The sequence below is a fragment of the Streptomyces boninensis genome, assembly GCF_048572725.1.
In the GTDB taxonomy this organism is placed as follows: Bacteria; Actinomycetota; Actinomycetes; order Streptomycetales; family Streptomycetaceae; genus Streptomyces; species Streptomyces boninensis.
In genome coordinates this window covers 6,723,680-6,748,109 of the sequence record NZ_CP183837.1, presented here as the reverse complement: position 1 = coordinate 6,748,109, position 24,430 = coordinate 6,723,680, and the positions used below count along the sequence as shown (strand labels likewise).

Sequence of the window (24,430 nt, the reverse complement as noted above, 5' to 3'; positions counted from 1 at the left end):
GTCAGCCGCGGGCCAGCGCGATCGATCCGCCGAGGCGCTCGCCGGCCTCGTAGATCATGTACGGGACGCCGCCGTCGGTGCCGAAGACCGGCGCCGCGGCGCGGCCGTTCTCCGGGGCGGCGCTGCCCGAGTCGTAGAAGACGCCGAGGTGCTTGCGCTTGCTGAAGTCGTTGCCGACCTCGGTGATGAGGATGTTGCCGCCGCTCTCCTTGTCGGTGTGGTAGACGACGTAGGTGGTGCCGTTGCGGGAGAGCAGGTGCCCGCCGGAGATGTTCACCGCGCCCACGTCGGAGTGCTTGATCAGCGACTCCTGGGCGAAGGTCCAGTTGCGGCCGTCCTTCGACCAGCCCCAACCGATGTCCCGGTTGTTCGAGGTGTGGTTGCGCATGAAGACCATGACGTAGTGCGCGCCGCGGCTGCGCAGCTCGTGCGGGAAGACCCGGGCGTACGACGCCTCGGTGACGTTGTCCGGCAGCATCGCCGTCGTCAGCACCGTCTTGTCGTACGTGAAGTGGATGCCGTCCTTGGAGCGGGCCAGCCGGGTCGTGGTGTTCTCGCCGTGAAAGTACATCCACAGCTCCTTCTTGCCCTCATGCCACATCACATGCGGCGAGGCGACATGGCTGACGTCGTAGTGCGGCGCCCACTTGTTCTTGACGATCGGATTGTGCGGGTACTCCGTGAACGGCCCCTCCAGGCTGTCCCCGTAGGCGAGGCAGATGCCGCCGGGCGCGTCGTGCGGCCCGTAGTAGAGGTAGTAGCGGCCGAGCGGGTTGGCGAGCTTGTCGTAGACCCCCCGTATGGACGGGAAGATGATCTCGCCGGTGGGGTTGTACTTGAGGTTTTCCGGGGTCAGCAGGGTGCGTACGTACGTGTAGTCCGGGAATCCGCCGGGCGCGGCGAGCGCCTGCCGGGTGCCGAGGCCGCCGAGGGTGAGCGCGGCGCCGCCGGCGGTGGCGGTGCGCAGGAAGGCACGTCGGTTGAACTCCATGAGGTTGCGGCTCCTTATGGGGTGTGGGATGTGCGGTGTGGGGTGGTGGATTACAGGTACTGCGCGGCCGTCACGCACATGCCGCCGAGGCAGACGCACCACACGTACGGCATGGTGCGGATCATGACCTGCTGCGGGCTGACGCCTGAGTACTGCGCCGCCCACACGGTCTGGGTGCTGGTCGGGTCGGCGACGCCGAAGACCTGGTTGTACGAGGTGGTCATGCCGAGCACCGCGACGGCCGGGTAGATGCCGGCGGCGATGAGCACGCCGGCGATTCCGGCACCCAGCCCGTAGATGTTCAGCGGCCCGCGGTAGAGGCACAGCGGGGCGAGCAGGGTGAAGACCACGACGAAGACGATCGGGTTCTGCGGGGCGATGCCCTTCACGAGCGGTTCGAGCGCCTTGACGGAGTCGGGCAGCTGGACCGCGGCGAGCAGGATGCCGATCGCGATGAAGAGCACGATGGGTGCGGCCGCGACCTCGAAGGAGGCGTAAAGCGTGCGCAGCATCCGCTTGTTCATCGCGCGCGGCCTGGTCGTGGTGACGAGCGCGTAGAGCACGCCCGCCAGCATCGACGGGATGATCGCCAGCTCGAAGCCGAGCGCGAGGATCAGCGGAATGGCGGGGGCGAAGAGCGAGTACCAGGGCGCGTCGCCGAGCCGCTGCCGCTTGCTGGGGGTCTTGGGCCTGGCGGCGGCCGACAGCGACCAGGCGTGCTCAACGCCCTTGCGGCGGGTCTCGATGAGGACGTACGCGACGCCGGCGACGAGTGCGAAGGGGAACAGCTTCAGCATGAAGCTCTTGACGGTGTCGATCGGCAGGTCGAGCGCGGTGGAGAAGAACTGCCACACCGGCAGCTCGAACGGCACCCCGACCGCGATGCCCATCAGGATCGTCCCGGCCGCGGTCACCTTCGGCACGCCGACCGCGATCATCGCGGGGATCCCGATGATGCCGGCGAGCATGGCGGCGGGCGCGGAGCCGGTGACGGTGCCGACGAGCGCGGAGACGGCAAGGACACCGAGCGCGACGATCGTCGGCCGGTCACCGCCGAATTCGACGATCTTACGGACGAGCGTCCCGGCGATCCCGGTCTCTTCGAGCAGCTTCCCCAGCCACGAGCCCATCAGCACGGCGAGCATGGTGGCCGCGAGCATCACCGAGCCCTCCTGGAGCACGGTGTCGATGATGCTGTTCTTGCCCTTGAACGGGGCGCCCGTGACGACCGCGATGGCGAGGCCGATCAGCACCAGCGCAAACGCCGTCGGCAGCTTGCGGGCGAGGATCAGCCCGACCCCGGCCAGCATGAGCAGGAGTATGACGATTCCCATGGCGGGCCTCAGTTCTCTCTTACTATCTCGGCGGCGCGGGCGAGCGCGGCGGTGAGGAGGAGTGGCGAACGTTGCAGGCCGAGGGCCTGCTGGGCGGCGGCGTGCGCGGCGAGCTCATCGGCCCCGGCGACGTAGGCGGCCAGCCGGCCGCGCAGCACCCGATGCCCGACTCGCTGCTTCAGCGCCGCACGCAGCGCCTTGTCGTGGTGCAGCCGCTCGTGTGCTTCCTCGTGCACGATGGCCGCCTGCCGGGTGCTGCCCGGCGGGAACCAGGCCTGCCAGCCGAGGAGTTCGACGAGCTCGTCGGCGAGGGCGAGGGTGTCGGTGAAGAGCTCGACGGTGGGGGTGGGGCGGGAGCGGAAGCGGGCGAGGAGGAGCTGGTCGGGGTCGAGACCGCCGGTGAGCTCACGGATCGCGACTCCGTCGCGTGCACTCGCTGCCACTTCCGGACGGAGGGCTTCGGCGCCGAACTCCGTCGCCGCGGAAGCCCAGCGCCGCAGCACGGCCGGATCCCGGCCCTCATGCGTCGGAGTGTTGGCCAGCAGCCGTACGCCGAACTCGACATCATCCAGCGCCGCCAGGCTCCCGCACTCCGCGCGCAGCGCCTCCCGCTGCTCAGCGCTGAGCCTGCCCAGGCTCCCCGTGCGCGTACGAGCGACGGCCCTCATGCCCGTACCTCCACCACAGCCACCACCGGCTCATCCGCCGCCCGCGAGCGCAGCTCGCTCCGGGCCAAAGCCAGCAGCGGCTCTGCCTCCAGGACGCCGGACAGGTCCGCGATCCGGGAGCCCAGCAGCAGGCGCAGTGCCGGCGCGCGTACGCCGCCGTCGCCGTACGACGTGGACTGGCGCACCAGCTCCGACAGCAGCTCCGGCGCCGCGCCTACCGTCGTCGTCTCCACTCGCGCGTCCGACGCGTGCAGCCGTACGACGCCGTCCGCGTCGAGGACTCGCACCGGGTGCTGCGGCTTGCGGAAGCGGCGCCGCCGCTCCGCCCCGTAGACGGTGTGCGCCGGCGTCGACGCCAGCACCGAGACCGACGACTCCGGGGACTTCAGGCTCGCGGCGGCCGCCGTCAGGCGCTCCGCGTCGTCCGTGCGGTGCGCCCGGTCCTGGGTACGCAACTCCGTCGCCCCCGTGGCGATCGCGCGCACCGTATTCGTCTGCGGATCGACCGTGACCTCGACCTCGACCGCACCGGGCGCCGCGCCCTGCTCGACCACAGCCGCCTCCGCGTCATTCCGTACGCCGAGAATCTGCTCCTGCGTGGCCCCCGGAATGATCCGCTCGATCTGCTCCCGGACCAGCGCGAGCGCAACCCCGATCGGGCTGATCACCTCGGCATTGGCCGCGATCCGCCCGGTGAGCCCGGACACCACCGCCAGGTGCGGAGTCACCGACGCGGCGCCACCGCCGCCCCCGACCAACACCGCCGCGTCCTCGTCGAGCCGATAGTCGCGAATCATCGCGTCCACCGTCTTACGCACCTCGCGCACCCCCGCATCGAGCACCTGCGTCGCGGCCCCCGCGACATCCGTGCCGAGCGCCGCGGCGAGGGGCTCCAGCGCCAGCCGCGCCGACTCCGGGTCGCAGGCGGCGAAGTCGCCCTCCGGGACGCGGCCGAGGGCGTTTGCGGCGCAGGTCATCGTGACCGCGTAGCGGCCGCCGGCGGCGTCGATGACCGCGTAGTCCTGGGGGTCGCCGGCGAGCGGGCTGACGCTCGCCAGCTTTGCGTCCGCGAGGTCGGCCGCCGGTGCGAAGCACGCGTACGGCAGGCCCGCGATGTGCGCGCTGCGCGGCCCGGCGGCGATGACCTTGCCGCCGTCGATACGGACCATGGAGCCGCCGCCGACGCCTACCGTGCGCACGTCCAGCGCCGAGAGATAAGACGACTTGCCGAGAATCGTGGCGTGCCGGACGGCGACCTTGCCGCGCCGGATCACGCTGATGTCGGTCGACGTGCCACCGGTCTCCAGGAAGACCCCCTCGCTGACCCGCTCCTGCATCAGCGCCCCCGCGACCCCGGCCGCCGGTCCGGAAAGGACCGTGAGCAGCGGCCGCCGCCGCATCTCGTCCAGCGACATGACGCCGCCGTCGCAGCGCATCACCATCAGCGGCGAGGTGACGCCGGCGGACGCGATGGACGAGTCCACGAGATCGGCGGTGGCCAGCATCTTCGGCAGGATGGCCGCGTTGACGACCGCGGTGCGCGTCCGCTTGCGCAGCCCGTACAGCGAGGTGATCTGGTGCGCGGCGGTCATCGGCAGCCCGAAGTCCTCGGCGGTCGCGAGCACCGCCTCCTCCCCCTCGGGCGCATCCACGCTGAACGGCTCGCTGGCGACCAGCACCTCCGCCCCCTGCGCCCGCACCTGCTCCACGGCCGAGCGCACCGCCGGTGCGTTGTCCGGCTCGGCGATGTGCGCGTAGTGCAGCGGCAGCCGCTTGCCCGGGGTGAGCTCCAGGTTCGCGAGTCCCGCGAGCTTGCGGGTGGGTACGGCGCCGGGGCCGGTGCCGATGCCCAGCAGCCCGACGGGCGCGACATCGCCTTCGAGGAGGGCGTTCGTGGCCTGGGTGGTGCCGTGCGCCAGGAACGCGACATCCTCGGCCGCCCGGCCGGTCTCCTTCAGCAGCCGGTCGAGCGCCTCGACGATGCCGTGCGCGACGCCGTCCTCGTGGTGGTGGCTGGTGGGCACCTTCACCTGGCCGACGATCTCCAGGGTCGCGGAGTCGACCGCCACGGCGTCGGTGAAGGTACCGCCCACGTCGATGCCGACGCGGATGCGGGGTGGGGTCATGATGGGGACACCTCCTTGTGTCGTACGCAAGTCAGAGCGGGTGACGCGGGGGTGGTGCGCCGGGCGGGGCGGGTGCGACCGTCCCGCCCGGGTCTTGCTCTCGTGCTAGTAACCGCGGACGTCCGGCCAGTGGCGCTGCACGCCCGAGCGGTCGAGTACGCGGGCGAACTCCTCGAAGCGCTTGTCCTCCTCCTGCACCTGGTGCGGCTGCACGCCCTCGTCCAGGCAGTGCGCGGCGAGCGCGCCCGCGGCTTCGCCGGCGTTCCACTCGGAGGGGTGCAGGCGGTAGCAGCCGTTGGTGATGTGGGTGGTGCCGATGTTCTTGCCGGCCGGGAGGAGGTTGCGGACGCGGCGGGGGACGAGGGCGCCGAGCGGGATCTCGTACGGGACCGAGCCGATGTCGATGTAGTTGTCGCCGCCGGTGGAGGGGTGCAGGTCGATGCGGTAGCCGCCGACGCCGACCGAGTCGCGGTGCTTGGTGCCGCCGTGCGGGCCGACGAGGTCGATGGCGACGTCGTGCTCGGTGACGGTGGTGACCGCCTTGATGCGGCGGGCCTCTCGGACGTACGCCGCCTTGGCGAGGCCGTCGGCGGTGCCCATCACGTCCGGGCGGAGGCGCAGGCCCGGGAAGCCGGTGCCGCCGTCGGGGCGGGGGGCCTCGGTCTGCAGCCAGTACAGGACGGAGAGGGAGAGCTGCCGCGCCTCGGCGAGCGCCTGCTTCGAGGTCTCCTCGCCGGCGCCGATGAGGGGCTTCAGCCAGTAGTCGTTGAGCGGCCAGTTGACGAGGGTGATGTCGGAGTCGAAGGCGCCCGGGCGGTGGAGCTTGCGGGCGAGGATGCGGCGGAAGCCCCACAGCTCCTTGTCGCCCGCGTCGGCGCTCTGGTCGGCGTTGACGTCGAGCGGGTCGACGGTCGGGTTCGGCTCGAAGGTGCGCGGGACGGGCGCGAGGGAGCGCGGGTCGGGGGCGAGGAAGCCGAGGAGCGGGCCCGGCCAGAAGTCGGGCTTGTACTCGCGCCAGAAGCCGTAGTCGGCGGGGCGGTCGATGGTGTGGTCCTCGTCCTCGTGGTGCGAGAGGGCGAAGCAGACCGTGATGCCCTGCTGGTTGAGCGGGTCGGCGGTCTGGGGCGCGTGCGGCTCGTCGAACTCGCTCTGGGCTTCGGCGCCGAGGCCGTACTCCACGCCGGCGAGCTCGAGGAGCTCGCCGGTCTCGGTGGCGTCGATGACGTAGGTGGCCGAGATGGTGTGGCGGTCGCCGTCGCGGACGTCTTCGAGGGTGACGGCCCGTACGAAGTCGCCTTCGGTGTCGGCGGCTGTGGGGCGGTGGTCGGTGAGGACGGTGAGGCGGCCCGCGCTGCGGTGCGGGGCGAGCATCTCCTCGATGACGGCGAGTGCGACGCGCGGCTCGTGGCAGAGCTTGCTGACGCGGCCGGCGCCCGGGTTGAGCTGCGGGAGGTCGAGGGCTTCGGCGCGGAAGGGGTACGTGCGGCGGTAGCGCTCGCGGATGCCCTCGCGCAGGGCGCGGTAGGAGGCGGTGGTGCCGAACTGCTCCACCCACGGGTGCTCGTCCGGCGGCACGGCTTGCGACGTGAGCTGGCCCCCGAGCCAGTCGGTCTCCTCGGTGAGGACGACCCGGCATCCGGCCCGGCAGGCAGCGAGGGCGGCGGCCACGCCGCCGAGGCCGCCGCCCACGATGAGGACGTCGGTCTCGGTGGGGGTGGTTATGGGGGTGGGCATTGGGGTGAGCTCCTTGCGGGTTGGTGCGATTCGGCCTGCCGGCCGGGTCTGCGGTGAGTGAGTCGGGTGGGTTCAGGGGTCAGGGGCGGGATCGGGTGGCCGGGTGGGGAGCCTGGGCGGTGGGTCAGCCGGTGGGTGTCGGGGGTGGGCCCGCTGTCACTCCCGTGCGGAAGGTGCAGGCGACCAGTGACTCTGCGGCTTCCTTGCCGGCCAGTTCGGCGGCCAGCATGCGGACGGCGGCGGCGCCCAGTTCGGCGCGGGGGATGTCGAAGCCGGTGGGTACGGGGCGGGCAGCGAGGTCGGCGGGCGGGGAGCCGAGGAGAGCCAGGGAGAGGTCGCGGGGGGCCTCCAGGCCGGCGGCCTCCGTGGCGGCGAGCAGGGCGCGCCAGGCGGCGCCGGTGTCGGTCTCCTCGGCGACGAAGGCGGTGACGCCCTCGGCGCGGCGGGCGCGCAGCCAGTCGGCGGTGATGTCGGTGGCGGGGTCGGCGGTGCGGGTGACCGCCGCTGCGGCTGCGGAGCTCGCCGCTACTGAGCCCGCCCTCGCGGCACCGCCGCGCAGGCGCGTCTCGTCGCCGCCGCGCCGGGGCATCTCGCCGCCGCCGCGCCGAGGCATCTCGCCGCCGCCGGGCAGGCCCGCCGCCGCCAGGCCCGCGCGGAAGCCCTGCTCTCGGTCGCTCGACGCGGGAGCGTCATCGTCCTCGCGGACCAGGACGATCTTGCGGTGGCCGAGGCCCGCCAGGTGGCGGACCACCTCCGCGCTCGCGGCCACGTAGTCCGCGCCGACCCAGGCCAGGCCCTCCAGCTCGTCGCGGCGGCCGATGTGGACCGCCGGGTAGCCGTGGTCGACGAGTCTGCGGAGGTCTGCCTCCGGTATGTGGCGGCCTATGAAGAGGCAGCCGTCCGCCAGCCGGACCCGCTCCAGGGCCCGCGGGGCATCCGCCTGGGCGCCGCCTGAGCTGGAGCCGGTGAAGAGGACGAGGTCGTAGCCGCGGGCGGCGGCCTCCTGCTCGACGCCGACCAGGATCGGGTAGTACGAGTGCTCCACGGCGGTGGGGAAGGTGGCCGTGAAGCTGAAGACGCCGAGCAGGTTGTTGCGGGCGGCGGCCAGCCGGCGGGCGGCCGGATCCGGTACGTAGCCGAGCTCGCGTGCGGCGTCGAGCACCCGTCGCCGGGTGTCCTCGTGCAGGGCGATGCCTTGCTTGTTTCCTCCGAGCACCAGCGACACCGTCGTCTGCGACACCCCGGCCAGGCGCGCGACCTCCGCCTGCCGCGGCCGCCCGCGGCGGGCCTGCACCGGTCCCTTTTCAGCCATCCGTCAGCCCCTCTTGCTAATGCGCATTAGTCGCTGAGCCGGGTGGTGCCGTCCATGACTAATGCGGATTAGCGAGAACTCTGCCGCCGGGCTGGGAGCACGGTCAAGAGAGTCGGAGTGACTAATATTCGACTAATATCCGGGGGCCCTCGTGGCCACCGTTTTCGTGGTGGGAGCGGGAGCGGTCGCGGCCTCGGTGGCCGGTATCGGCGCCCGGCGCACTGCCCACGGGGCGGCCAGGCCCGTAAGCGCGAAGAGTGCGCCCACGACGTACCAGCCGGGACGGCCCCAGCTGATGCACAGCGAGATCAGCAGCGCCGGGCCGACCGCCTCGGCGAGGCCCGCACCGAGGCCGAAGACTCCCAGGTACTGGCCGGTGGCATGGCCCGGCGCCAGCGCGAACGACACCTCGAAGCCCGCCGCGGCATGCCACAGCTCGCCGACCGTATGCACCACCGCCCCGGTGAGCAGCAGCGTCGCCGCCGCCCATGCCGGGACGCCCGCCGCCAGCGAGATCAGCGAGCAGGAGGCGAGGAAGGCGACCCCGGCCCGGCGGTAGGCGCGGCCGCCCGCCGCCGGGGAGTCGACGTTACGGCCCGCCCTGACCTGGAAGGCGACGACGATCACTGTGCTGGCGAGCATGGTGCCGGAGATCAGCCACCGCGAGGCGGCCGTGTCCTGGACCAGCCACAGCGGGATGGCCACCGTGAGCACCTTGTACTGGATCGCCATGATCCCGTCGAGCATGGTCAGGAGGAGGTACGGGCGGTCGCGCAGGGCGATCCAACGGCGCCCGCCTTGGGTTGGGACGGGTGGCACCGGGGGCAGGAGGACGAGCACGGCCGCCGAGCCCGCGCAGCCGGCCGTCATCCCCACGACGAGGAGTTGGTACGCGCTCACGCTGCCCACCTGCACCGCCCACCCGGCCAGCACCGCGCCGACGGAGACCCCGACATTGGTCACCGCCCGCAGATAGCCCCGGAATTGCTGTGGCCGGTCACCCCCGTAATGCCTGATCAGCGGCGATCGCGCGGCAATCCCCGCCGCCTTCGCGCCGGTCGCCGCCACGACCACGACCAGGAAGGGCCAGAAGCTGTCCGCCAGCACGAAGGCGGCGGTGGCGAGGGCCTGCGCGATGAGCGTGGCCGCGTAGACGCCGCGGGCGCCGCGTCGGTCGGCGAGGTGTCCGACGCCGATGCCGAGCGCGAGTGAGATGCCGCCGGCGATGGCCAGACCGAGGCCGACCTGGGTGGCGGGGAGGTGGACGGCCTGGGTGAAGTACAGGACGCCGGCGGTGAGATAGAGGCCGCTGCCGAGGGTGTAGACGAAGTTGGAGGCGGCTAGCACACGTTGGGGGCCGGTGGGTGGGAGGAGGTGGGTGCGGTGGGGCATGCGGCTCCAGTCGGGATCAGGGGCGTATCGCGGCTGGGCGGGCCGTGGTCAGCAGGGCGATTGCGGTCATGGCGATCAGCAGGCCCCAGGCCGGTGCGAAGGTGCCCGTGGTGTCCTTGAGCAGGCCCAGCAGCGGCGGTACGAGGATGATCGCGACCTGGTTGACCGCCATTGCCAGGCCGAGGGCGAAGCCGGTGCGGCCAGGGGGTGCGGACTCCGCGACGTAGGCGACCCAGGGGCCGTACCAGCCGTAGCCGAAGAAGCCGAGCCAGATCAGGACCGCGGCCGCGGTCGCGGGCGATCGGCCCGCGGGGGTCAGCAGCACCGCCATCCCCGCGATCACAGCGACCATGCAGACGGCGACGGTGACGTAACGCCCGGACGCGGTGCGGTCGCTGACGGCCGCGAGCGTGATGCGGCCTGCCACGCCCGCCGCTTGAGCCGCGACCAGGACGAGCGCCGCCGGGCCGACGGCCAGGCCGGCCGCCTCGTGCAGATAGAGCACAGTCAGCACGGCCACGCCGTACTGCGTCGCGATCAGGCTCGTACCGGACAGCATGATCCGCACCATGGCGGGCGACCGGAGGAGGCGAAGCCTGCCGCTCGCGGCGGGGGCCGCCGCATGTGGCGCGCCAGGCGAAGGGTACGCCTCCGGCGACGGCAGTGCGGGCGGCCGCCGGTAGCAGCCCACGAAGACCCCCGCCCCCAGCAGCGCCACCACCCCGCCCGCCACCAGCGTCGACCGCCACCCGTACGCCTCCGCCAGGAAGGGCAGCACAGCCGAAGCCAGCGCCGCGCCCAGCGGCAGCCCCGCCTGCCTGATGCCCATCGCGAGCCCCCGCCGCGACGTGTCGAACCACGCCGCCACCGACTTGCTGCCGCCCGGCTGCACGGCGCTGTAGCCGACGCCCGCGAAGAACAAGACCGCCAGCAAGACCGGATAGCCGGGCGCCAGGCCACCCGCGGCCAGGCATACGGCGACCAGACCCGCGCCGAGGCCGACCACCCAGCGCTCGTGATAGCGGTCGAGGAGCTCGCCGGCCACCAACAGCCCGGCCAGCGGCGCCAGTTGCGCCGCCGATACCAGCAGGCCGAGCTCGGCCGTGCTCAGTCCCAGCCCCTCCTGCAGCTGGACGCCGATGGACCCGATGCCCTGCACGAAGAACCCGGCCGCCGCCTGCGTGAACGTCGCGACGCCCAGCACCACCCACCGGTATCGCCACGGGTCGCGCGGCGCCGTCTCAAGGGCCATCGGCGCCGGCTCGCTGCGGATGCGTTGCCTCATGCCGGTCACGATGCTGTAATGGTCTTATGCAGCTCAACCCTTACGGCGAAGACGTCGTGAACCTGGCCGCAGACCTCGCCAACCGGCGCCCTGCCGACCCTGCCGAGCTGACTGACCGCTGCCGCGCAGCCGGCCTCACCGTGGACGACGCCACCCCCGCCGACCTCGACCGCACCCTGTCCGCCCTGGACGACTGGGAGCGGGCCGTCGACGCCGACGGCGAAGAAGAACGCGCCGCCCTGGTCAACCAGATGCTCACGGCGACCGCCGCCTACCCCCGCCTCACCAACCACACCGGCGGCGGCTGGCACGTGCACTACCGCGACGAACACCAGCCGGTCGGCGCCATCCTGCACACCCTCATCGCCGTCGGCACCGCCTTCCACCTCGCGGGCCGCGGCATGCACCGCCTCCGCCGCTGCGCGGTCGCCGAGTGCTCCACGATCTTCGCCGACACCTCCCGTACGGGAAGACAGCGCTACTGCTCGCAGCGCTGCGCCAACCGCGACGCGGTCCGCCGACACCGGTCACGGGCGTCGGCCGCCTGACCTAGCGCTCGGCCTCTTCGGCGAGTTCGTCGTAAAGCAGCTGAGACCGGTCCGCCGCCCCCGTCCGATACGCCACCCGCGCCACCAAGTGCGCAGCGACCGCGCTCGTCAGCAGCTGGAAGAAGGCGACCAGCACCAGCGTCCCCGCGTCGACGCCCGTCCGCAGCCGCAGTGCGAGCCCCGCCAGCAGGAGCAGCATGCCGAAGGTCTGCGGATTCGTCGCCGCCGAGCTGCGGGTCAGGACATCGCGGAGCCGGAGCATGCCGATGACGCCGCTCAGGCAGGTCGCGGCGCCCAGAAACAGGAGTACGGCGCCGATTAGGTCGACGACCTCCCGCCAGCTCATCGGCGCTCCTTGCGCGTGACCCGGTCCCTGGTCGCGATGAAGCGGGCGATGCCGACCGAGCTGGTGAAGCCGAGGAAGGCCAGCACCAGCATGATCGAGAGGTAGTAGCGGGTGCGGGTCATCGCCGCGTCCACGGCGATGCCCGCGATGATGAGCACGGCGGCGACGTCGACCGAGACCGCGCGGTCCAGCATCGAGGGGCCGCGCCAGATGCGTACGAGCAGCAGGACTCCGGCTAGGACGAGCAGCGCCATCGCGGCGTTGAGGAGGATGTCGTCTGCTGTGGTCATGATTGCGGTGCCTCTCCGTCTGCGGGTGGCGGTCCTGTCGGCGGCTCGGCCTGCACCCGCTCGATCTCCTCCCGGGTGCCGAAGGCCCGTACCGTCATCGCCTCCAGCCGCCATACGTCCCGGCGGGTGCGCGCCACCACCGCCGGGTTGTCGGCGCCCGACAGGTGCAGATACAGCGTGGCCGTGCCGGCGTTGACCTCGACCAGCGCGCCGCCCGGCACGCTGGAGACGGCCACGGCGGTCGCGGCGATCATCAGGTCCGTACGGCAGCGCAGCGGTACCCGCACCACCGCGGCCGGAGTCCGCTTGCCGCTGAGCGCCAGCCGGGTCACCTCGACGCTGGAGGCGACCATGTCGTACAGCAGATAGCCCGCCAGGCGAAGGATGCCCAGCGGGTGCAGCCGCAGGTCCATGGCCACCGGCGGGAGCGGGAAGACCAGGCAGAGGATCACGGCGACGACGACGCCGCTGATCAGGTTGCCCCAGGTCACGCCGGACCACAGGAGCATCCAGATGATGGTGAGCCAGGCGATCAGGGGGAGGTCGAGGCGCTTGCGGCGGTGAGCCGGGGCGGGCCTGGGGGGCATGGAGGCGGTCACTTGGCGAGCACCGCCTCGATGTAGGGGGAACCGTCGAGGAGTTCGGCCGCCGAGCGGTCGGCGAGTCCGGTGAGCGGGGTCGCCAGGACCGTGTACGCGAGCGCGAGGGCCACGATGGCGGTGGTCGCGCCGATCATCAGGCCGGGGATCCGCGCGGGAGCGCGCGGTGGCGCGGCGGTCGCCGTGCCCACACCACCGGCGCCCGCACCACCTGCGCCCGCACTCCCCGCGCCCCTCGACCCAGCGCCCTCCCCTGACCCAGCGCCCCCCGCCGGCCCCGAGGCCGGCCGGCCGGTCGGTGCCGCCCGCCAGAAGGCCAGGTTCCACACCTTCGCCATCGCGTACAGCGTCAGCAGGCTCGTCACCGCCGCGGCGGCGAGCAGCAGATACGCCCACTCCCCGCCGTACGCGGCCCCCGCCCGCATCACCCCGAGCTTGCCGATGAAGCCGGACAGCGGCGGGATCCCGGCGAGGTTCATCGCGGGTACGAACCAGAGCGCCGCCAGCCACGGGGCGGTCCGCGCGGTCCCGCCGAGCCGCGTCAGCTCCGTGGTGCCGTACCGCCGCTCCAGCATCCCGGCGGCGAGGAACAGCGTGGTCTGCACGGTGATGTGGTGCGCCGTATAGACGATCGCGCCGCCGATTCCGGCCCGGGTGCCGAGCGCCACCCCGAACAGCATGAACCCGATATGGCTGACCAGGCAGAACGACAGCAGCCGCTTGAGGTCGGTCTGCGCGACCGCGCCGAGGATGCCGATGACCATCGACGCGCAGGCCACCGCCATCAGCACCGCGAACAGCCGGTTGCCGGGGAAGTACAGCGTCTCGGCTCGGATGATCGAGTACACCCCGACCTTGGTGAGCAGGCCCGCGAAGACGGCGGTCACCGGCGCGGGCGCCGTCGGGTACGAGTCCGGCAGCCAGGCCGCGACCGGGAAGGCCGCCGCCTTCACGCCGAAGACGGTCAGCAGCAGCACCTGGCTGAAGGTCCGTACGCCCAGCGGGACATCGGGCAGCCGGACGGCGAGCTGCGCGAAGTTCACCGTGCCGACGGCCGCGTAGGTGGCGGCGATGCCGGCGAGGAAGACGATGGACGAGACCAGGGAGACGATGACGTACGTGGATCCGGCCCGCAGCCGCGGCTGGGTGCCGCCGACGGTGAGCAGCACAAAGCTGGCCATCAGCATGATCTCGAAGCCGACGTAGAGGTTGACGAGGTCGCCGGCGAGGAAGCACAGCGAGACTCCGGCGACGAGGATCTGGTAGGCCGGATGGAAGAAGGAGAAGGGTGCCGTCTGCCCGCCCTCCGCGGTGTCCTGCCCGAAGGCGTACAACAGGACGATGAGGGTGACCAGCCCGGACACCAGCAGCATCAGCCCGGCCAGCCGGTCGGCGACCAGCGTGACGCCGAGCGGCGGCGCGTAGTCGCCGAGGTGGACGACGAGCGGGCCGTGCCGGTCGGCCTCGATCAGCAGGATCACGTCGACGGCGACCACCGCCGCGAGCATCACGACGGACAGCACCCGGTGCAGCCGGGTCTGCCGCGGCCCGAGCACCAGGGACCAGCCGCAGACGGCCAGCGGCAGCGCTACGGGCAGGGGGACGAGGTAGTTCATTTGCGCACCTCCGGGTCCGCGCCCAATACGTCGTCCCACAGGTCGTCGGAGGCGGCCGCCTCGCGGGCCTGGTAGGCGCGGGCGTCGCGGATCCGGCGGCGGAGCTCGCGGCGCAGGTCTCGGCGCAGGTCGCGGCGGGCCTGCGGGCGCTCCTCGCGCTCCCGGTCGCGGAGGCGGGCGCGCTCGGCGGAGAGCTGGGCGCGCAGCGCCACTTGGTGGTCGGCGAGGTCGTCGGGGACGAAGTCGGAGCCGGTCAGCTGGGTGCTGCGGTACGCCATGGCCAGCACGAAGGCCGTGGTGCCGAGGGTGATGACGACCGCGGTCAGGCAGATGGCCTGCGGCAGCGGATCGCTCATCGCGGACTGCCGGGTACCGGGGTACAGCAGCGGCGGGGCGCCGGCCGGGCCGCTGGAGGCCAGGAGGAAGAGGTTGACGCCGTTGCTGCACACGATGATCCCCATCAGCACCCGGGTGAGGCTGCGGGTGATGATGAGGGTGCCGCCGACGAACCACAGCACGGCGGCGCAGAACAGCAGGGTCGCGCTGACCGTCACGCGGGCTCCTTCCTGGTCCTGGCGGCGAGCTGGTAGCGCGCCCGCTCCTCGGTCTGCTGGTCGATCTCGCCGCCGAGCGCCCGCACCATGTCCAGCACCACGCCGACCACCAGCAGATAGACACCCAGGTCGAAGATGACGGCGGTGCCCGCGTGCCAGTCGCCGATCAGCGGCAGATGGCCTTTCCAAGTCCAGGCGTGCAGGACGGTGCCGCCGGCGAGGCCGGCGAGCGCGACGGTGGTGGACAGGGCCAGGCCGAGGCCGACGAAGAAGCCGGGGCGTACCGGAATGGCCGCGGTCAGCTCGTGCCGGCCGCCCGCCAGGTAACGGATCATCAGGCCGACGCCCGCGACCAGGCCGCCGACGAAGCCGCCGCCGGGCAGGTTCTCGGCGCACAGCAGCAGATACACCGACAGCATCAGGATCGGGTGGAAGGAGATGCGGGCGATCACCTCGAAGACCACCGAGCGGTGCTCGGGTGCGAGGGTGTCGCCGGCCGCCAGCCAACTGCCCTCCGGCGCCACCTGCCCGTACTCGCCGCCGGGCCGGATCCGCCGCCCGATCAGCGACCAGGCGGTCACCCCGCCGGGGAGCTGCCGGGCGGGCGGGCCGGCGGGCGGGCGCCGCCGCGGATACACGTACAGCAGGCTGGCCACGCCGAGCACCGCGGCGGCGAGCACCGCGGACTCCCCCATCGTGTCCCAGGCGCGGAAGTCCACCAGGATCGTCGCGACCACGTCCTTCAGCCCGTGGTGCGCGGTCTCCTCGGTCATCGCGGGCCCGGCGGGTTCCGCGCGCCGGGCGGCGGCGGCCAGCCACAGCACCGACGCCAGCACCAGCCCGCTGACCGCCCCGAACACCATGCCCGCCACCCGCTTGCGGTGCCCCGCGTCGCCGAAGAAGAGCGGCAGCCGCCGGAGTACGAGCACCAGCACCACCGTCGACACGGTCTCCACGCCGAACTGCGTCAGCGCCAGATCGGGCGCGCCGTGCACGACATACAGCAGCGCCGTCCCGTAACCGGTCAGCCCCACCAGCACGGCCGCCTTCATCCGCCGCTGCACCAGCAGGCACATCAGCGCGCACGCGCAGGTCAGCGCCCCGGCGGCGGCCTGCCACACGGAGTCCCAGGCGCGCGGCGCGGGCACGCCGTGCCAGGGGCGGTCGGTGGCGAGGACGGCGATCAGGCCGAGCAGCATGACGGCCATCAGCGTCACGACGTAGCTGGGCAGCGACCCCTTCTGCACGGTGCCGGTCACCTGCAGCGCGGCGCGCTCAAGCCCCAGCACCATCCGCCCGAAGACCTCGTCGGCGGTCGGCCAGGCCAGCCGCCGCCCGACCCGCACGACCGCCTTCCGCCCCGCGAAGAGTGCCACGCCACCGGCCCAGGCCAGCACCGAAAGCCCGAGCGCCGCCCCGAAGCCGTGCCACAGCGCGAGGTGGTACGGGTGCGCCGGCTCGGGGAACTGGCCCGCGTAGCTCTCGAAGAGCCCGGTCACCCACCCGACCCCCGGCCCCAGCAGCAGCCCCCCGAGCGCCAGCAGCGCGGCCGGCGCCAGAAAGGCGAACCCCACCCGGTGCACCCGGGTGTCCGCGACCCCCGGCTTCCGGGCGAACGCCCCCCACAGGAACCGCAGCGTGTACGCGGTGGTCAGCGCCGACCCCACGGTGATCAGCACCAGCGCCCACCGCTCGGCGGCAGTCCCGTCCAGCAGCGCCCCGAACGCCGCCTCCTTCGCCGCGAACCCGAACACCGGCGGCAGCCCCGCCATCGACACCCCGGCCACCACGGCGGTCGCACACACCCAGGGCAGCGCCCGCCCCACCCCCGAGAGCCGCCGCAGATCCCGGGTCCCGGCGGCATGGTCGACGATGCCGGTCACCAGGAACAGCGGCGCCTTGAACAGCGCATGCGCAAGGATCATCGTGATCGCCGCGAGCTCGGTGTTGTACGTCCCCGCGCCGGCGAGCGCGGTGAGAAAGCCCAGCTGGCTGACGGTCCCGTAGGCGAGCACCAGCTTGAGGTCGTTGAGCCGCAGCGCCCGCCACCCGCCGAGCAGCATCGTCGCGGTCCCCAGCGTCAGCAGCAGCGGCCGCCACTCCGGCACATCCGCGAAGCCGGGCGCCAGCCGCGCGATCAGATACACCCCGGCCTTCACCATGGCGGCAGCGTGCAGATAGGCGCTGACCGGCGTCGGCGCGGCCATCGCGCTGGGCAGCCACAGACTCAGCGGCCAGATCGCCGACTTGGCCAGCGCCCCGCACAACACCAGCACCACGGCGGCGGAGACGGTGTCGGTGGCGGCGGGCGGGTCGGCGAGGATGCGGGAGATCCGGTACGTCCCCGCGGCGTGCCCGAGCATCAGGAAGCCGACGAACATCGCCAGGCCGCCGACCGTGGTGACGGTCAGCGCCTGCAGCGCCGACCTGCGGCTGGCCCGCTTCTCGCTGTCGTACCCGATCAGCAGGAAGGACAGGACAGTGGTGAGCTCCCAGAAGAGATAGAGCAGGATGAGATCATCCGCCAGCACCAGCCCCAGCATCGCCCCGGCAAACCCGAGCAGCGTCCCCCCGAACTGCCCCAGCTGCCGCGACCCGCCCGCGAAATAGCTGACGCAGTAGAGCAGCACCAACGCCCCGATCCCGGCCGCCAGCAGCACCATCACCATCGCCAGCGCATCGAGCCGGAAGGCGACGTCGACCCCGTACGGCCCGATCCACGACCACGCCTCTGCGCGCGCCCCACCCTCCGCAACCGTCCCCCACTGCGCCAGCGCCCACCCAACCGCCACCGCAGGCGGCACCGCCAACAGCACGAAGCCGCGCGGCCCCACCCGCCGGATCAGCGGTGCGGCGCAGAACGCGACGACGAGGTGAGCGAGGACCAGCCAGGTCATTCCCTATGCATATCCGCACAATAGGGACACGGTGAACGGGCCACGCCGTAGCCTGGGCGCGATGGCGCACTTCCACCTCGAGCGGCAGGTCCCGCTGTCGGCCCCGGAGGCCTGGCGCCGGGTCACCGACTGGGACCGGCACGCGGACGGCATCCCGGCCACCCGCATCGTGCGGTCCGCCGCGCCGGCGGCAGGCGTGGGCGGGCGGTTCACGGCGCGCACGGGATGGCGGCGGGTGGGCTTCGACGACCCCATGGAGATCGTGGAATGGCGGCCGCCGGGGACCGGCGGGGCATCCGGCCGCTGCCGGCTGGAGAAGCGCGGCCGGCTGGTGCGCGGCTGGGCCGAGATCGAGGTGCACGCCGAAGGCCCGGCGGCGGCCCGTGTCGGCTGGTGGGAGGAGCTGCGGCCGCGCGGCCTGCCACGGCTGCTGGACCCGGCGCTGGCCCGCGTCGCGCGGGCGGTGTTCGGGCGGGCGCTCGATCGGCTGCTGCGCGGGTAGGGGGCCGGCCGCCGGAGCGCCGGGTGCGGACCCGCGGTGCGGGCGGGGGCGGCGCTGACGGGGGCGCGGATCAGGTGCGGGGTGCGCGGATCAGAGGTCGGTGCGCACGATCTGCTCGATATTGCGTTCGGCCAGCGCGGTGATGGTCACGAAGGGGTTCACCGTCGTGTTGCCCGGGATCAGGGCGCCGTCCATGACGTAGAGGCCGGGGTAGCCGTGCAGGCGGCCGTAGTTGTCGGTTGCCTTGTTCAGGACCGCACCGCCCAGCGGGTGGTACGTGAGGTGGTCGCCCCAGACCTTGCTGTTGTTGCCGAAGAGGTCGATCCGGTAGATCGTGCCCTCCTTCTGGTTGATCTTGTCGAAGATGGACTTCGCCATCGTGATCGAGTCCTGCTTCCACGCCGTCTGCCACGACAGGTCGACCTTGCCCGTGCCCGCGTTGTACGTGAACGCCGCCCGGTTCGGATTCCGCGTGATCGACAGATAGAAGGACGCGAAGGTCTCGATGCCCGTCGGCAGCGGGGCGACCTCGGCGAAGGCGCCGCCGGCGTCCCAGTTGTCGATGCCGGAGCACGGGATCGTGGACTGGACGTCGCCGGTGGGGTCCCACAGGTGGTTGGCGCGGCCGCACATGACGTTGCCGTTCTCGCCCCAGCCCTTGCCGACCTCGCTGTTGAGCTTCGGCAGCGCGCCGGTGGCCTTCAGCTTCACCAGCAGTTTGCTGGTGCCGACGCTGCCCGCGGCGAAGAAGACCTTGGCGGCCTGCACCGTCTTGGTGGCCACCGTGGCGCCCGCCGTGTCGAGCTGCCTGATGGTGACCGTGAAGCCGGTTGCCCCGCCCGCGGCCGGCGCGACCGCGGTGACCTCGTGCAGCGGCGAGATCGTGACCTTGCCGGTCGCCTTCGCCTTCTGCAGATACGTCTTGCCGAGCGTCTTCTTGCCGTAGTTGTTGCCGTAGAGAATCTCCTGCGCGAGCGCGGACTTGGGCACGGTGCCGTTGTCCTCGGCCTCCATGTACGCCCAGTCGTATACGTCGGGGACGAACGTCCACGCGAAGCCGGACCGCTGGGCGTGCTTCCGCCCCACCCGCGAGTACTGGTAGTACGACGTCCGCTCGAACCACTCCGGGTTCACCAGCCCCACCCCAAGCCCGGCGTTGGCCCGCGGGTAGTACGTGCCGTACATCTCGTCGGCGCTCACCGACGGCAGCACCGAGGCGAAGTTCGCGCGCTTCGGCGTGACCGCCATGCCGCCGTTGACCAGCGAGCCGCCGCCGACGCCGCGGCCCTGGTAGACGATGATCCCGGGGAACTCCTCCGCGTCCAGGATCCCGGCGTGCCTCGGCACCGCCTTGTCGAGCGGGAAGCCGAGGAAGTTGCTGAGCGGCGCCTTGGTCCTCGTACGCATCCAGAAGGAGCGGTAGTCCGGGGCGGTGACCTTCGGGTGGATCCGGCCGTCGGGGCCCGGGGCGACCGTCGCCCAGTCCTGGCCCATCTCCACCATGTGGACCGCGACCCCCGCCTCGGCGAGGCGCAGCGCGGCGACGGAGCCGCCATAGCCGGTGCCGATGACGAGCGCGGCGACCTGCTCGCCGTTCGCGATGGGACCGGCGGCCCGGGCCGGGGTGGCGTACGTGGCGACGGCGGCGGCTCCCAGAATGGAACTGGTTCCAGCGATGAATCTCCTGCGGGTCAGACGGGCCGAAGGGCCCATGTACTGCGGTGAGTTGCCCATGTGACATGCCTCACTCTCGGTCGGATGGAAACGGGTTCTACTGAGAGTGAGGTGAGATGTATACAGCAACGTTCCGGTAACTTCTGCGTGTTGGATGAACCTATGTGATATGCGAGGACGCTCGCGAAAGGTCGTTACCGGGGGGTAGGCGGCCGTGCATCCCTTGCTATACAGTCCGTCAGCAAGCAATGGAGCTGTCACGCGAGCCGAGGAGTAGTACCGGCATGGTCACCACCCGCTTGCTCGAATCGTCCGCGATCCTGTCGTACGACCCGGCGGTGGAAGTCGACTGGGAGACACCGCTCGACAAGGACTTCCACGGCGCCAGCCCCGAGTGGTCGACGCTGTACGGGACCCGCTACTGGGACGACATGACCGAGGCGCAGCAGAAGGAGCTGACCCGGCAGGAGGCGGCGTCCGTCGCCTGCACCGGCATCTGGTTCGAGATGATCCTGCAGCAGATGATCCTGCGGGACGTCTACGCCAAGGACGCCTCCTCCGACGACGTCCAGTGGGCGCTGACGGAGATCGCCGACGAGTGCCGGCACTCGATCATGTTCGCGCGCGGCGCCCGCAAGCTGCAGGCACCCCCGTACAAGCCGCACCGCGTCGCCATCGAACTCGGCCGAGCCTTCAAGACCATCGCCTTCGGCGAGGCGGCCTATGCCGCGATCCTCGTCGCCGAGGAGGTCCTCGACGTCATGCAGCGCGACTGGATGCGCGACGAGCGGGTGGTGCCCTTCGTCCGTACGATCAACAACATCCATGTCGTCGAGGAATCCCGGCACATGAAGTTCGCCCGGGACGAGACCAAGAAGCGGCTGGCGAAGGCCGGCTGGGTGCGGCGGCAGATCCACGCGCTGGTGATCTCCATCGCTTCGTACGTCATCGTCACCAGCATGGTGAACAAGAAGGTCTACAAGCGCGCGGGCCTGGACCAGGAGCGCGCGCTCGCCGAGGCGAAGGCCAACGAGCACCACAAGTCGATGATGCGCTCCAGCTGCGCAGGCCTGATGGAATTCCTGGCCTCGGCCAAGCTCCTCACGAAGCCCGCGCTGGTCTTCTACCGCCGCGCCAACCTGATCTGACCTCGTAGGGGACCAGCCGCACCCATGACGTACGCCATCACCCAGACCTGCTGCAACGACGCCACGTGCATCGCCGTCTGCCCGGTCAACTGCATCCACCCGACCCCCGAGGAACGCGCCTTCGGCAGCACCGAAATGCTGCACATCGACCCGAAGACATGCATCGACTGCGGTGCCTGCGCGGATGCCTGCCCGGTCGACGCGATCTTTCCGGTGGACGAGCTGACGGGGGCGAACCGGCAGTACGCGGCGTTGAACGCGGCGTACTACGCGGACGCGGGCGCGGGCTCCCAGCCGCAACTCGCCGCGGACAGCCCCAACTTCCACGCCTGGGGCCCGCCCTCCTTCGACCGCGTTCTCCCCTCGGACTTCCGCCGGCTGCGGGTCGCCGTCGTCGGGACCGGCCCCGCGGGCATGTACGCCGCCGAGGACCTGCTGCTGCACACCAGCGCCGAGGTCACCCTGATCGACCGGCTGCCGGTGGCGGGCGGCCTGGTCCGTTACGGGGTGGCGCCCGACCACCCCGGCACGAAGGGCATGGGCTCGGCCTTCGCCCGCTTCCACGACCACCCGCGGGTGCGGCTGCTGCTCGGGCTGCACGTGGGCGACGACGTGTCGGCGGAGGAGGTGGCGGCGCATCACGACGCCGTCGTGTACGCGGTGGGCGCCTCCACCGGGCGGCGGCTGGACATCCCGGGTGAGGACCGTACGGGCAGCATCGCGGCGACGGACTTCGTCGCCTGGTACAACGCGCATCCGGATGTGGCGCCGGACGCGATCGACCTGTCGGCGACGGAGCGGGTGGTGGTGGTCGGCAACGGCAACGTGGCGCTGGACGTCGCCCGCATCCTGGTCGCGGACCCGGCGGAGCTGGCGGGCACGGATATCGCGGACCATGCGCTGGCGGCGCTGCGGGCGAGCGCGGTACGGGAGGTGGTGCTGCTCGGCCGCCGCGGCCCGGAGCATCTGGCGTGCACGCGGCCGGAGTTGCTGGCGCTGAAGCACCTGCCGGGCGTCGAGCTGGCGGTGGACGACGCGGATGCGCGAGTCGGCGAGGCGATCGAGGCGGCGGGGCCGGACGACACGGCGGCGCTGCTGACCGGGCTGCCGCGGGTGGCGGTGGACTGGGCTGCGGCGCCGGCGGAGGGGCGGCGGATCGTGTTCCGCTTCCACTCGGCACCGGTTGAGGTGACGGGCGGGACGGCCGATGCCGCCGGAAGCGACGCGGGCGCCCGAAGGGGCGCGGATACGGGCGCCGGAAGCGGCGCGGGCGTGGCGGCCGTGCGGGTCACCGGCGACGGCGGCGGCGTGACGATCGCGGCCGGACTCCTCGTCCGCGCCATCGGCTACCGCGGCATCCCCGTCGCCGGGCTCCCCTTCGACGAGGCCACCGGCACGGTTCCGCACGCCGGCGGCCGCGTGGCCGGGCGCCCCGGCACGTACGTCGTCGGCTGGATCAAGCGCGGGCCCTCCGGCGGCATCGGCGCCAACCGGGCCTGCGCCGCCGAGACCATCGGCACGCTCCTCGCCGACGCGGTCGACGGCACGCTCACCGAACCCGCCCGCAGCGGACGCGAGTTCCGCCGTCTCGCCCGCCGCCGCAGCGCGGGCCTGGTCGACGCGCGCGGCCTCGCCGCCATCGACCGTACGGAACGGGCCAGGGGCGCCGCCGAAGGCCGTACGCGGGTCAAGCTCGCCACCGTGCCCGAGCTGGTCGCGGCCGCGCGGAAGCGGCGGGCCCGGGTCTGACTCAGCCGAGCACCACGAAGCGCCCCCGCGCCTCAGTGCCGTCCGGGAGCTTCCACCCGGCCGTGATGTCGCCGCGCGCGGCGCCCGCGTCCGCCGGGGCCGGGTGCAGGACGCGGCATACGGTGATCGCCCCCTCCCCCGCCTCGGCTCCGGCGTCGAGGCGGGCGGTCACCGTCGGGTCCGGCGTGTCGTTCACGCTCTGCATCTGCGCCACCGCCGTCCCCGCCAACAGCGCCCGCACCTCGGCGCGGAACACCGGGTCGGTCGTGGCGTCGTACAGCCGCCGCAGCCCGAGCACGCCGTGCTCCGACGTGCCCACCAGCGCGCCCCCGGGCAGCGGCTCGCTCCGATACGTCATCGGCACGTGATACGAAACCGGCCGCTCCCCCGCCGTGTCGTTGACCACCATGAACTCGATCCCGACGACCCCCGCCGGATCGTCCAGCCGAAAGCCCCCGGCCTTCGCCAGCTCCGGCCGCGCCCCCGGCTCCCCGACGTACCACGGCTGCTTCGGCAGCCACTCCGCGAGCAGCTCCAGCTTCGTCGGCTTCATCGTCGTGTGGTGAATGATCGCCATTGCTCCGGCTCAACCCTTTCCGAGTTTCTCCTCGATCGCCGCGACCGTCTCCGCGGCCGTCAGCTCGCTCGTATCCAGCCACAGCCCGACATCGCCAAGCTCGGCGCGCATGCCCCGATCCAGGTCGCCGAATTCGTACGGGACCCGCTCCCGCGCATCCCGCGTGGCATTGCGATGCGCGGCGACCTCCAGCGACGGCGCGAGCGTCACGAAGAACACCGGCCGCACCCGCAGGCTGTCCGTCATCAGCTCCAGCACCGCACGGTCCGGCACGACATGGTCCAGGACCGGCGTGAAGCCGGCCGCGGCAAAATTGTCCGCCAGCGAACAGATATTGCGCGCCCGCAGCAGCAGCTGCCGCTGCGCCTCCGCCCGCGGCTCGGAGACGACGCCGACCCGGCCGCTGACCATCATGTCGGCGACCGCGTCACCGGAGACGTACGCCGCCCGCGGCATCCGCGCGGCGAGCAGCCGGGCGACGGTGGTCTTCCCGGCGCCGGGGACGCCATTGAGGATGATGCAGCACGGGGCGGGCCCGTCGGTCGTACTCAGCGCCGTATTCATCGCGCCCGATCATGCCACCGGCAGCCGGGCGCCCGCTCCCCGATTTCCGCTCAGGCATACTCGGCGGTATGCACGAGATCACCATCCGGCGGGCCCAGCCCAAGGACGCCCGCCGGCTGACCGCGTTGATGCACGCCTCCAGCGCGTACGAGGGGCGCTACGCGTCGATCATCGAGGGCTACCGGGTCAGCGCGCAGTACATCCTCCGGCACGAGGTCTACGTGGCCGCCGACGACACCCGCGTCCTCGGCTTCTACGCCCTCGTCCTCGACCCGCCCGAGCTGGACCTGCTCTTCGTCGCGGACGCCGCCCAGGGCCTGGGCATCGGCCGCCGCCTGCTCGCCCACGCCCGCGAACAGGCCCGCGCCGCCGGCCTCGAAGGGCTGCGCATCGTCGCCCACCCGCCCGCGGGCGACTTCTATCTGAGCCAGGGCGCCCGCCGTACGGGCACGGTCCTGGCCAGGCCGCCGGCCGTCCAGTGGGACCGTCCCGAGCTGTGGCTGGATGCCGCCTAGCCTGTAAGA

22 protein-coding genes are annotated in these 24,430 nt (G+C 72.2%); 5 read left to right on the top strand and 17 right to left on the bottom strand.

Going from position 1 to position 24,430, the window contains the following annotated elements; genetic code table 11:
* Nucleotide 1 precedes the first annotated feature (1 nt).
* The 8 genes from ACNNMR_RS30980 to ACNNMR_RS30945 all read right to left on the bottom strand — a co-directional run bounded on the left by ACNNMR_RS30980 (nucleotide 2) and on the right by ACNNMR_RS30945 (nucleotide 10,842).
* Nucleotides 2-991 carry a twin-arginine translocation signal domain-containing protein gene (locus tag ACNNMR_RS30980; protein WP_419997983.1) on the bottom strand — a complete coding sequence of 330 codons (990 nt, stop codon included), beginning with the start codon at nucleotides 989-991 and terminating at the stop codon, nucleotides 2-4.
* 50 nt (nucleotides 992-1,041) lie between these two features.
* Nucleotides 1,042-2,325 carry a TRAP transporter large permease subunit gene (locus ACNNMR_RS30975; RefSeq protein WP_419997982.1) on the bottom strand — a complete coding sequence of 428 codons (1,284 nt, stop codon included), beginning with the start codon at nucleotides 2,323-2,325 and terminating at the stop codon, nucleotides 1,042-1,044.
* An 8-nt stretch (nucleotides 2,326-2,333) separates the two neighbouring features.
* Nucleotides 2,334-2,993 (bottom strand): hypothetical protein, encoded by a 660-nt coding sequence (locus tag ACNNMR_RS30970; protein ID WP_419997981.1) that lies wholly within the window; start codon nucleotides 2,991-2,993, stop codon nucleotides 2,334-2,336.
* Nucleotides 2,990-5,119, bottom strand: coding sequence for a hydantoinase/oxoprolinase family protein (locus tag ACNNMR_RS30965; RefSeq protein WP_419997980.1), 2,130 nt, complete (start codon nucleotides 5,117-5,119; stop codon nucleotides 2,990-2,992). Before ACNNMR_RS30965 ends, ACNNMR_RS30970 begins: the two co-directional genes overlap by 4 nt.
* A gap of 105 nt (nucleotides 5,120-5,224) precedes the next feature.
* Nucleotides 5,225-6,853, bottom strand: a complete 1,629-nt coding sequence (locus ACNNMR_RS30960; protein WP_419997979.1) for an FAD-dependent oxidoreductase — start codon at nucleotides 6,851-6,853, stop codon at nucleotides 5,225-5,227.
* Nucleotides 6,854-6,977: 124 nt separating this feature from the next.
* On the bottom strand, nucleotides 6,978-8,165 hold the full coding sequence (locus ACNNMR_RS30955) for a LacI family DNA-binding transcriptional regulator (RefSeq protein ID WP_419997978.1): 1,188 nt from the start codon (nucleotides 8,163-8,165) through the stop codon (nucleotides 6,978-6,980).
* A gap of 132 nt (nucleotides 8,166-8,297) precedes the next feature.
* On the bottom strand, nucleotides 8,298-9,557 hold the full coding sequence (locus ACNNMR_RS30950; RefSeq protein ID WP_419997977.1) for an MFS transporter: 1,260 nt from the start codon (nucleotides 9,555-9,557) through the stop codon (nucleotides 8,298-8,300).
* 16 nt (nucleotides 9,558-9,573) lie between these two features.
* Nucleotides 9,574-10,842, bottom strand: coding sequence for an MFS transporter (locus ACNNMR_RS30945; RefSeq protein ID WP_419997976.1), 1,269 nt, complete (start codon nucleotides 10,840-10,842; stop codon nucleotides 9,574-9,576).
* 26 nt (nucleotides 10,843-10,868) lie between these two features.
* Between ACNNMR_RS30945 and ACNNMR_RS30940 the strand changes: the two genes are divergently transcribed.
* Nucleotides 10,869-11,390: a CGNR zinc finger domain-containing protein gene (locus ACNNMR_RS30940; protein ID WP_419997975.1), complete on the top strand. Its 522-nt coding sequence runs from the start codon at nucleotides 10,869-10,871 to the stop codon at nucleotides 11,388-11,390.
* Between the two features lies 1 nt (nucleotide 11,391).
* On the opposite strand, the gene mnhG is transcribed toward ACNNMR_RS30940, so the two are convergent.
* The 6 genes from mnhG to ACNNMR_RS30910 are packed head-to-tail and all read right to left on the bottom strand — an operon-like array spanning nucleotide 11,392 to nucleotide 17,692.
* Nucleotides 11,392-11,736, bottom strand: a complete 345-nt coding sequence (gene mnhG / locus ACNNMR_RS30935; RefSeq protein ID WP_419997974.1) for a monovalent cation/H(+) antiporter subunit G — start codon at nucleotides 11,734-11,736, stop codon at nucleotides 11,392-11,394.
* Nucleotides 11,733-12,026, bottom strand: a complete 294-nt coding sequence (locus tag ACNNMR_RS30930) for a monovalent cation/H+ antiporter complex subunit F (RefSeq protein ID WP_419997973.1) — start codon at nucleotides 12,024-12,026, stop codon at nucleotides 11,733-11,735. The genes mnhG and ACNNMR_RS30930 overlap by 4 nt, the downstream gene beginning before the upstream one ends.
* Complete coding sequence (locus ACNNMR_RS30925) at nucleotides 12,023-12,613, bottom strand: Na+/H+ antiporter subunit E (RefSeq protein ID WP_419997972.1); 591 nt, start codon at nucleotides 12,611-12,613, stop codon at nucleotides 12,023-12,025. Before ACNNMR_RS30925 ends, ACNNMR_RS30930 begins: the two co-directional genes overlap by 4 nt.
* 8 nt (nucleotides 12,614-12,621) lie before the next feature.
* On the bottom strand, nucleotides 12,622-14,241 hold the full coding sequence (locus ACNNMR_RS30920; RefSeq protein ID WP_419997971.1) for a Na+/H+ antiporter subunit D: 1,620 nt from the start codon (nucleotides 14,239-14,241) through the stop codon (nucleotides 12,622-12,624).
* On the bottom strand, nucleotides 14,238-14,795 hold the full coding sequence (locus ACNNMR_RS30915) for a Na(+)/H(+) antiporter subunit C (protein WP_419997970.1): 558 nt from the start codon (nucleotides 14,793-14,795) through the stop codon (nucleotides 14,238-14,240). Before ACNNMR_RS30915 ends, ACNNMR_RS30920 begins: the two co-directional genes overlap by 4 nt.
* Entirely contained in the window at nucleotides 14,792-17,692 is a 2,901-nt protein-coding gene (locus ACNNMR_RS30910; RefSeq protein WP_419997969.1) for a Na+/H+ antiporter subunit A, read from the bottom strand. Before ACNNMR_RS30910 ends, ACNNMR_RS30915 begins: the two co-directional genes overlap by 4 nt.
* A 61-nt stretch (nucleotides 17,693-17,753) precedes the next feature.
* On the opposite strand from ACNNMR_RS30910, the gene ACNNMR_RS30905 reads away from it, so the two are divergent.
* Nucleotides 17,754-18,194: an SRPBCC family protein gene (locus ACNNMR_RS30905; RefSeq protein WP_419997968.1), complete on the top strand. Its 441-nt coding sequence runs from the start codon at nucleotides 17,754-17,756 to the stop codon at nucleotides 18,192-18,194.
* A 90-nt stretch (nucleotides 18,195-18,284) separates the two neighbouring features.
* Here the strand turns inward: ACNNMR_RS30905 and ACNNMR_RS30900 are convergent, their stop codons facing one another.
* Nucleotides 18,285-19,928, bottom strand: coding sequence for a GMC oxidoreductase (locus tag ACNNMR_RS30900; RefSeq protein ID WP_419997967.1), 1,644 nt, complete (start codon nucleotides 19,926-19,928; stop codon nucleotides 18,285-18,287).
* Between the two features lie 224 nt (nucleotides 19,929-20,152).
* Between ACNNMR_RS30900 and ACNNMR_RS30895 the strand changes: the two genes are divergently transcribed.
* Nucleotides 20,153-21,016, top strand: a complete 864-nt coding sequence (locus tag ACNNMR_RS30895; protein ID WP_419997966.1) for an AurF N-oxygenase family protein — start codon at nucleotides 20,153-20,155, stop codon at nucleotides 21,014-21,016.
* A 24-nt stretch (nucleotides 21,017-21,040) separates the two neighbouring features.
* Nucleotides 21,041-22,765: an FAD-dependent oxidoreductase gene (locus ACNNMR_RS30890; RefSeq protein ID WP_419997965.1), complete on the top strand. Its 1,725-nt coding sequence runs from the start codon at nucleotides 21,041-21,043 to the stop codon at nucleotides 22,763-22,765.
* A 1-nt stretch (nucleotide 22,766) separates the two neighbouring features.
* Here the strand turns inward: ACNNMR_RS30890 and ACNNMR_RS30885 are convergent, their stop codons facing one another.
* Nucleotides 22,767-23,342, bottom strand: a complete 576-nt coding sequence (locus ACNNMR_RS30885) for a maltokinase N-terminal cap-like domain-containing protein (protein ID WP_419997964.1) — start codon at nucleotides 23,340-23,342, stop codon at nucleotides 22,767-22,769.
* Between the two features lie 9 nt (nucleotides 23,343-23,351).
* Nucleotides 23,352-23,906: an AAA family ATPase gene (locus ACNNMR_RS30880; RefSeq protein ID WP_419997963.1), complete on the bottom strand. Its 555-nt coding sequence runs from the start codon at nucleotides 23,904-23,906 to the stop codon at nucleotides 23,352-23,354.
* Between the two features lie 68 nt (nucleotides 23,907-23,974).
* Between ACNNMR_RS30880 and ACNNMR_RS30875 the strand changes: the two genes are divergently transcribed.
* Complete coding sequence (locus ACNNMR_RS30875) at nucleotides 23,975-24,421, top strand: GNAT family N-acetyltransferase (protein ID WP_419997962.1); 447 nt, start codon at nucleotides 23,975-23,977, stop codon at nucleotides 24,419-24,421.
* Nucleotides 24,422-24,430 lie beyond the last annotated feature (9 nt).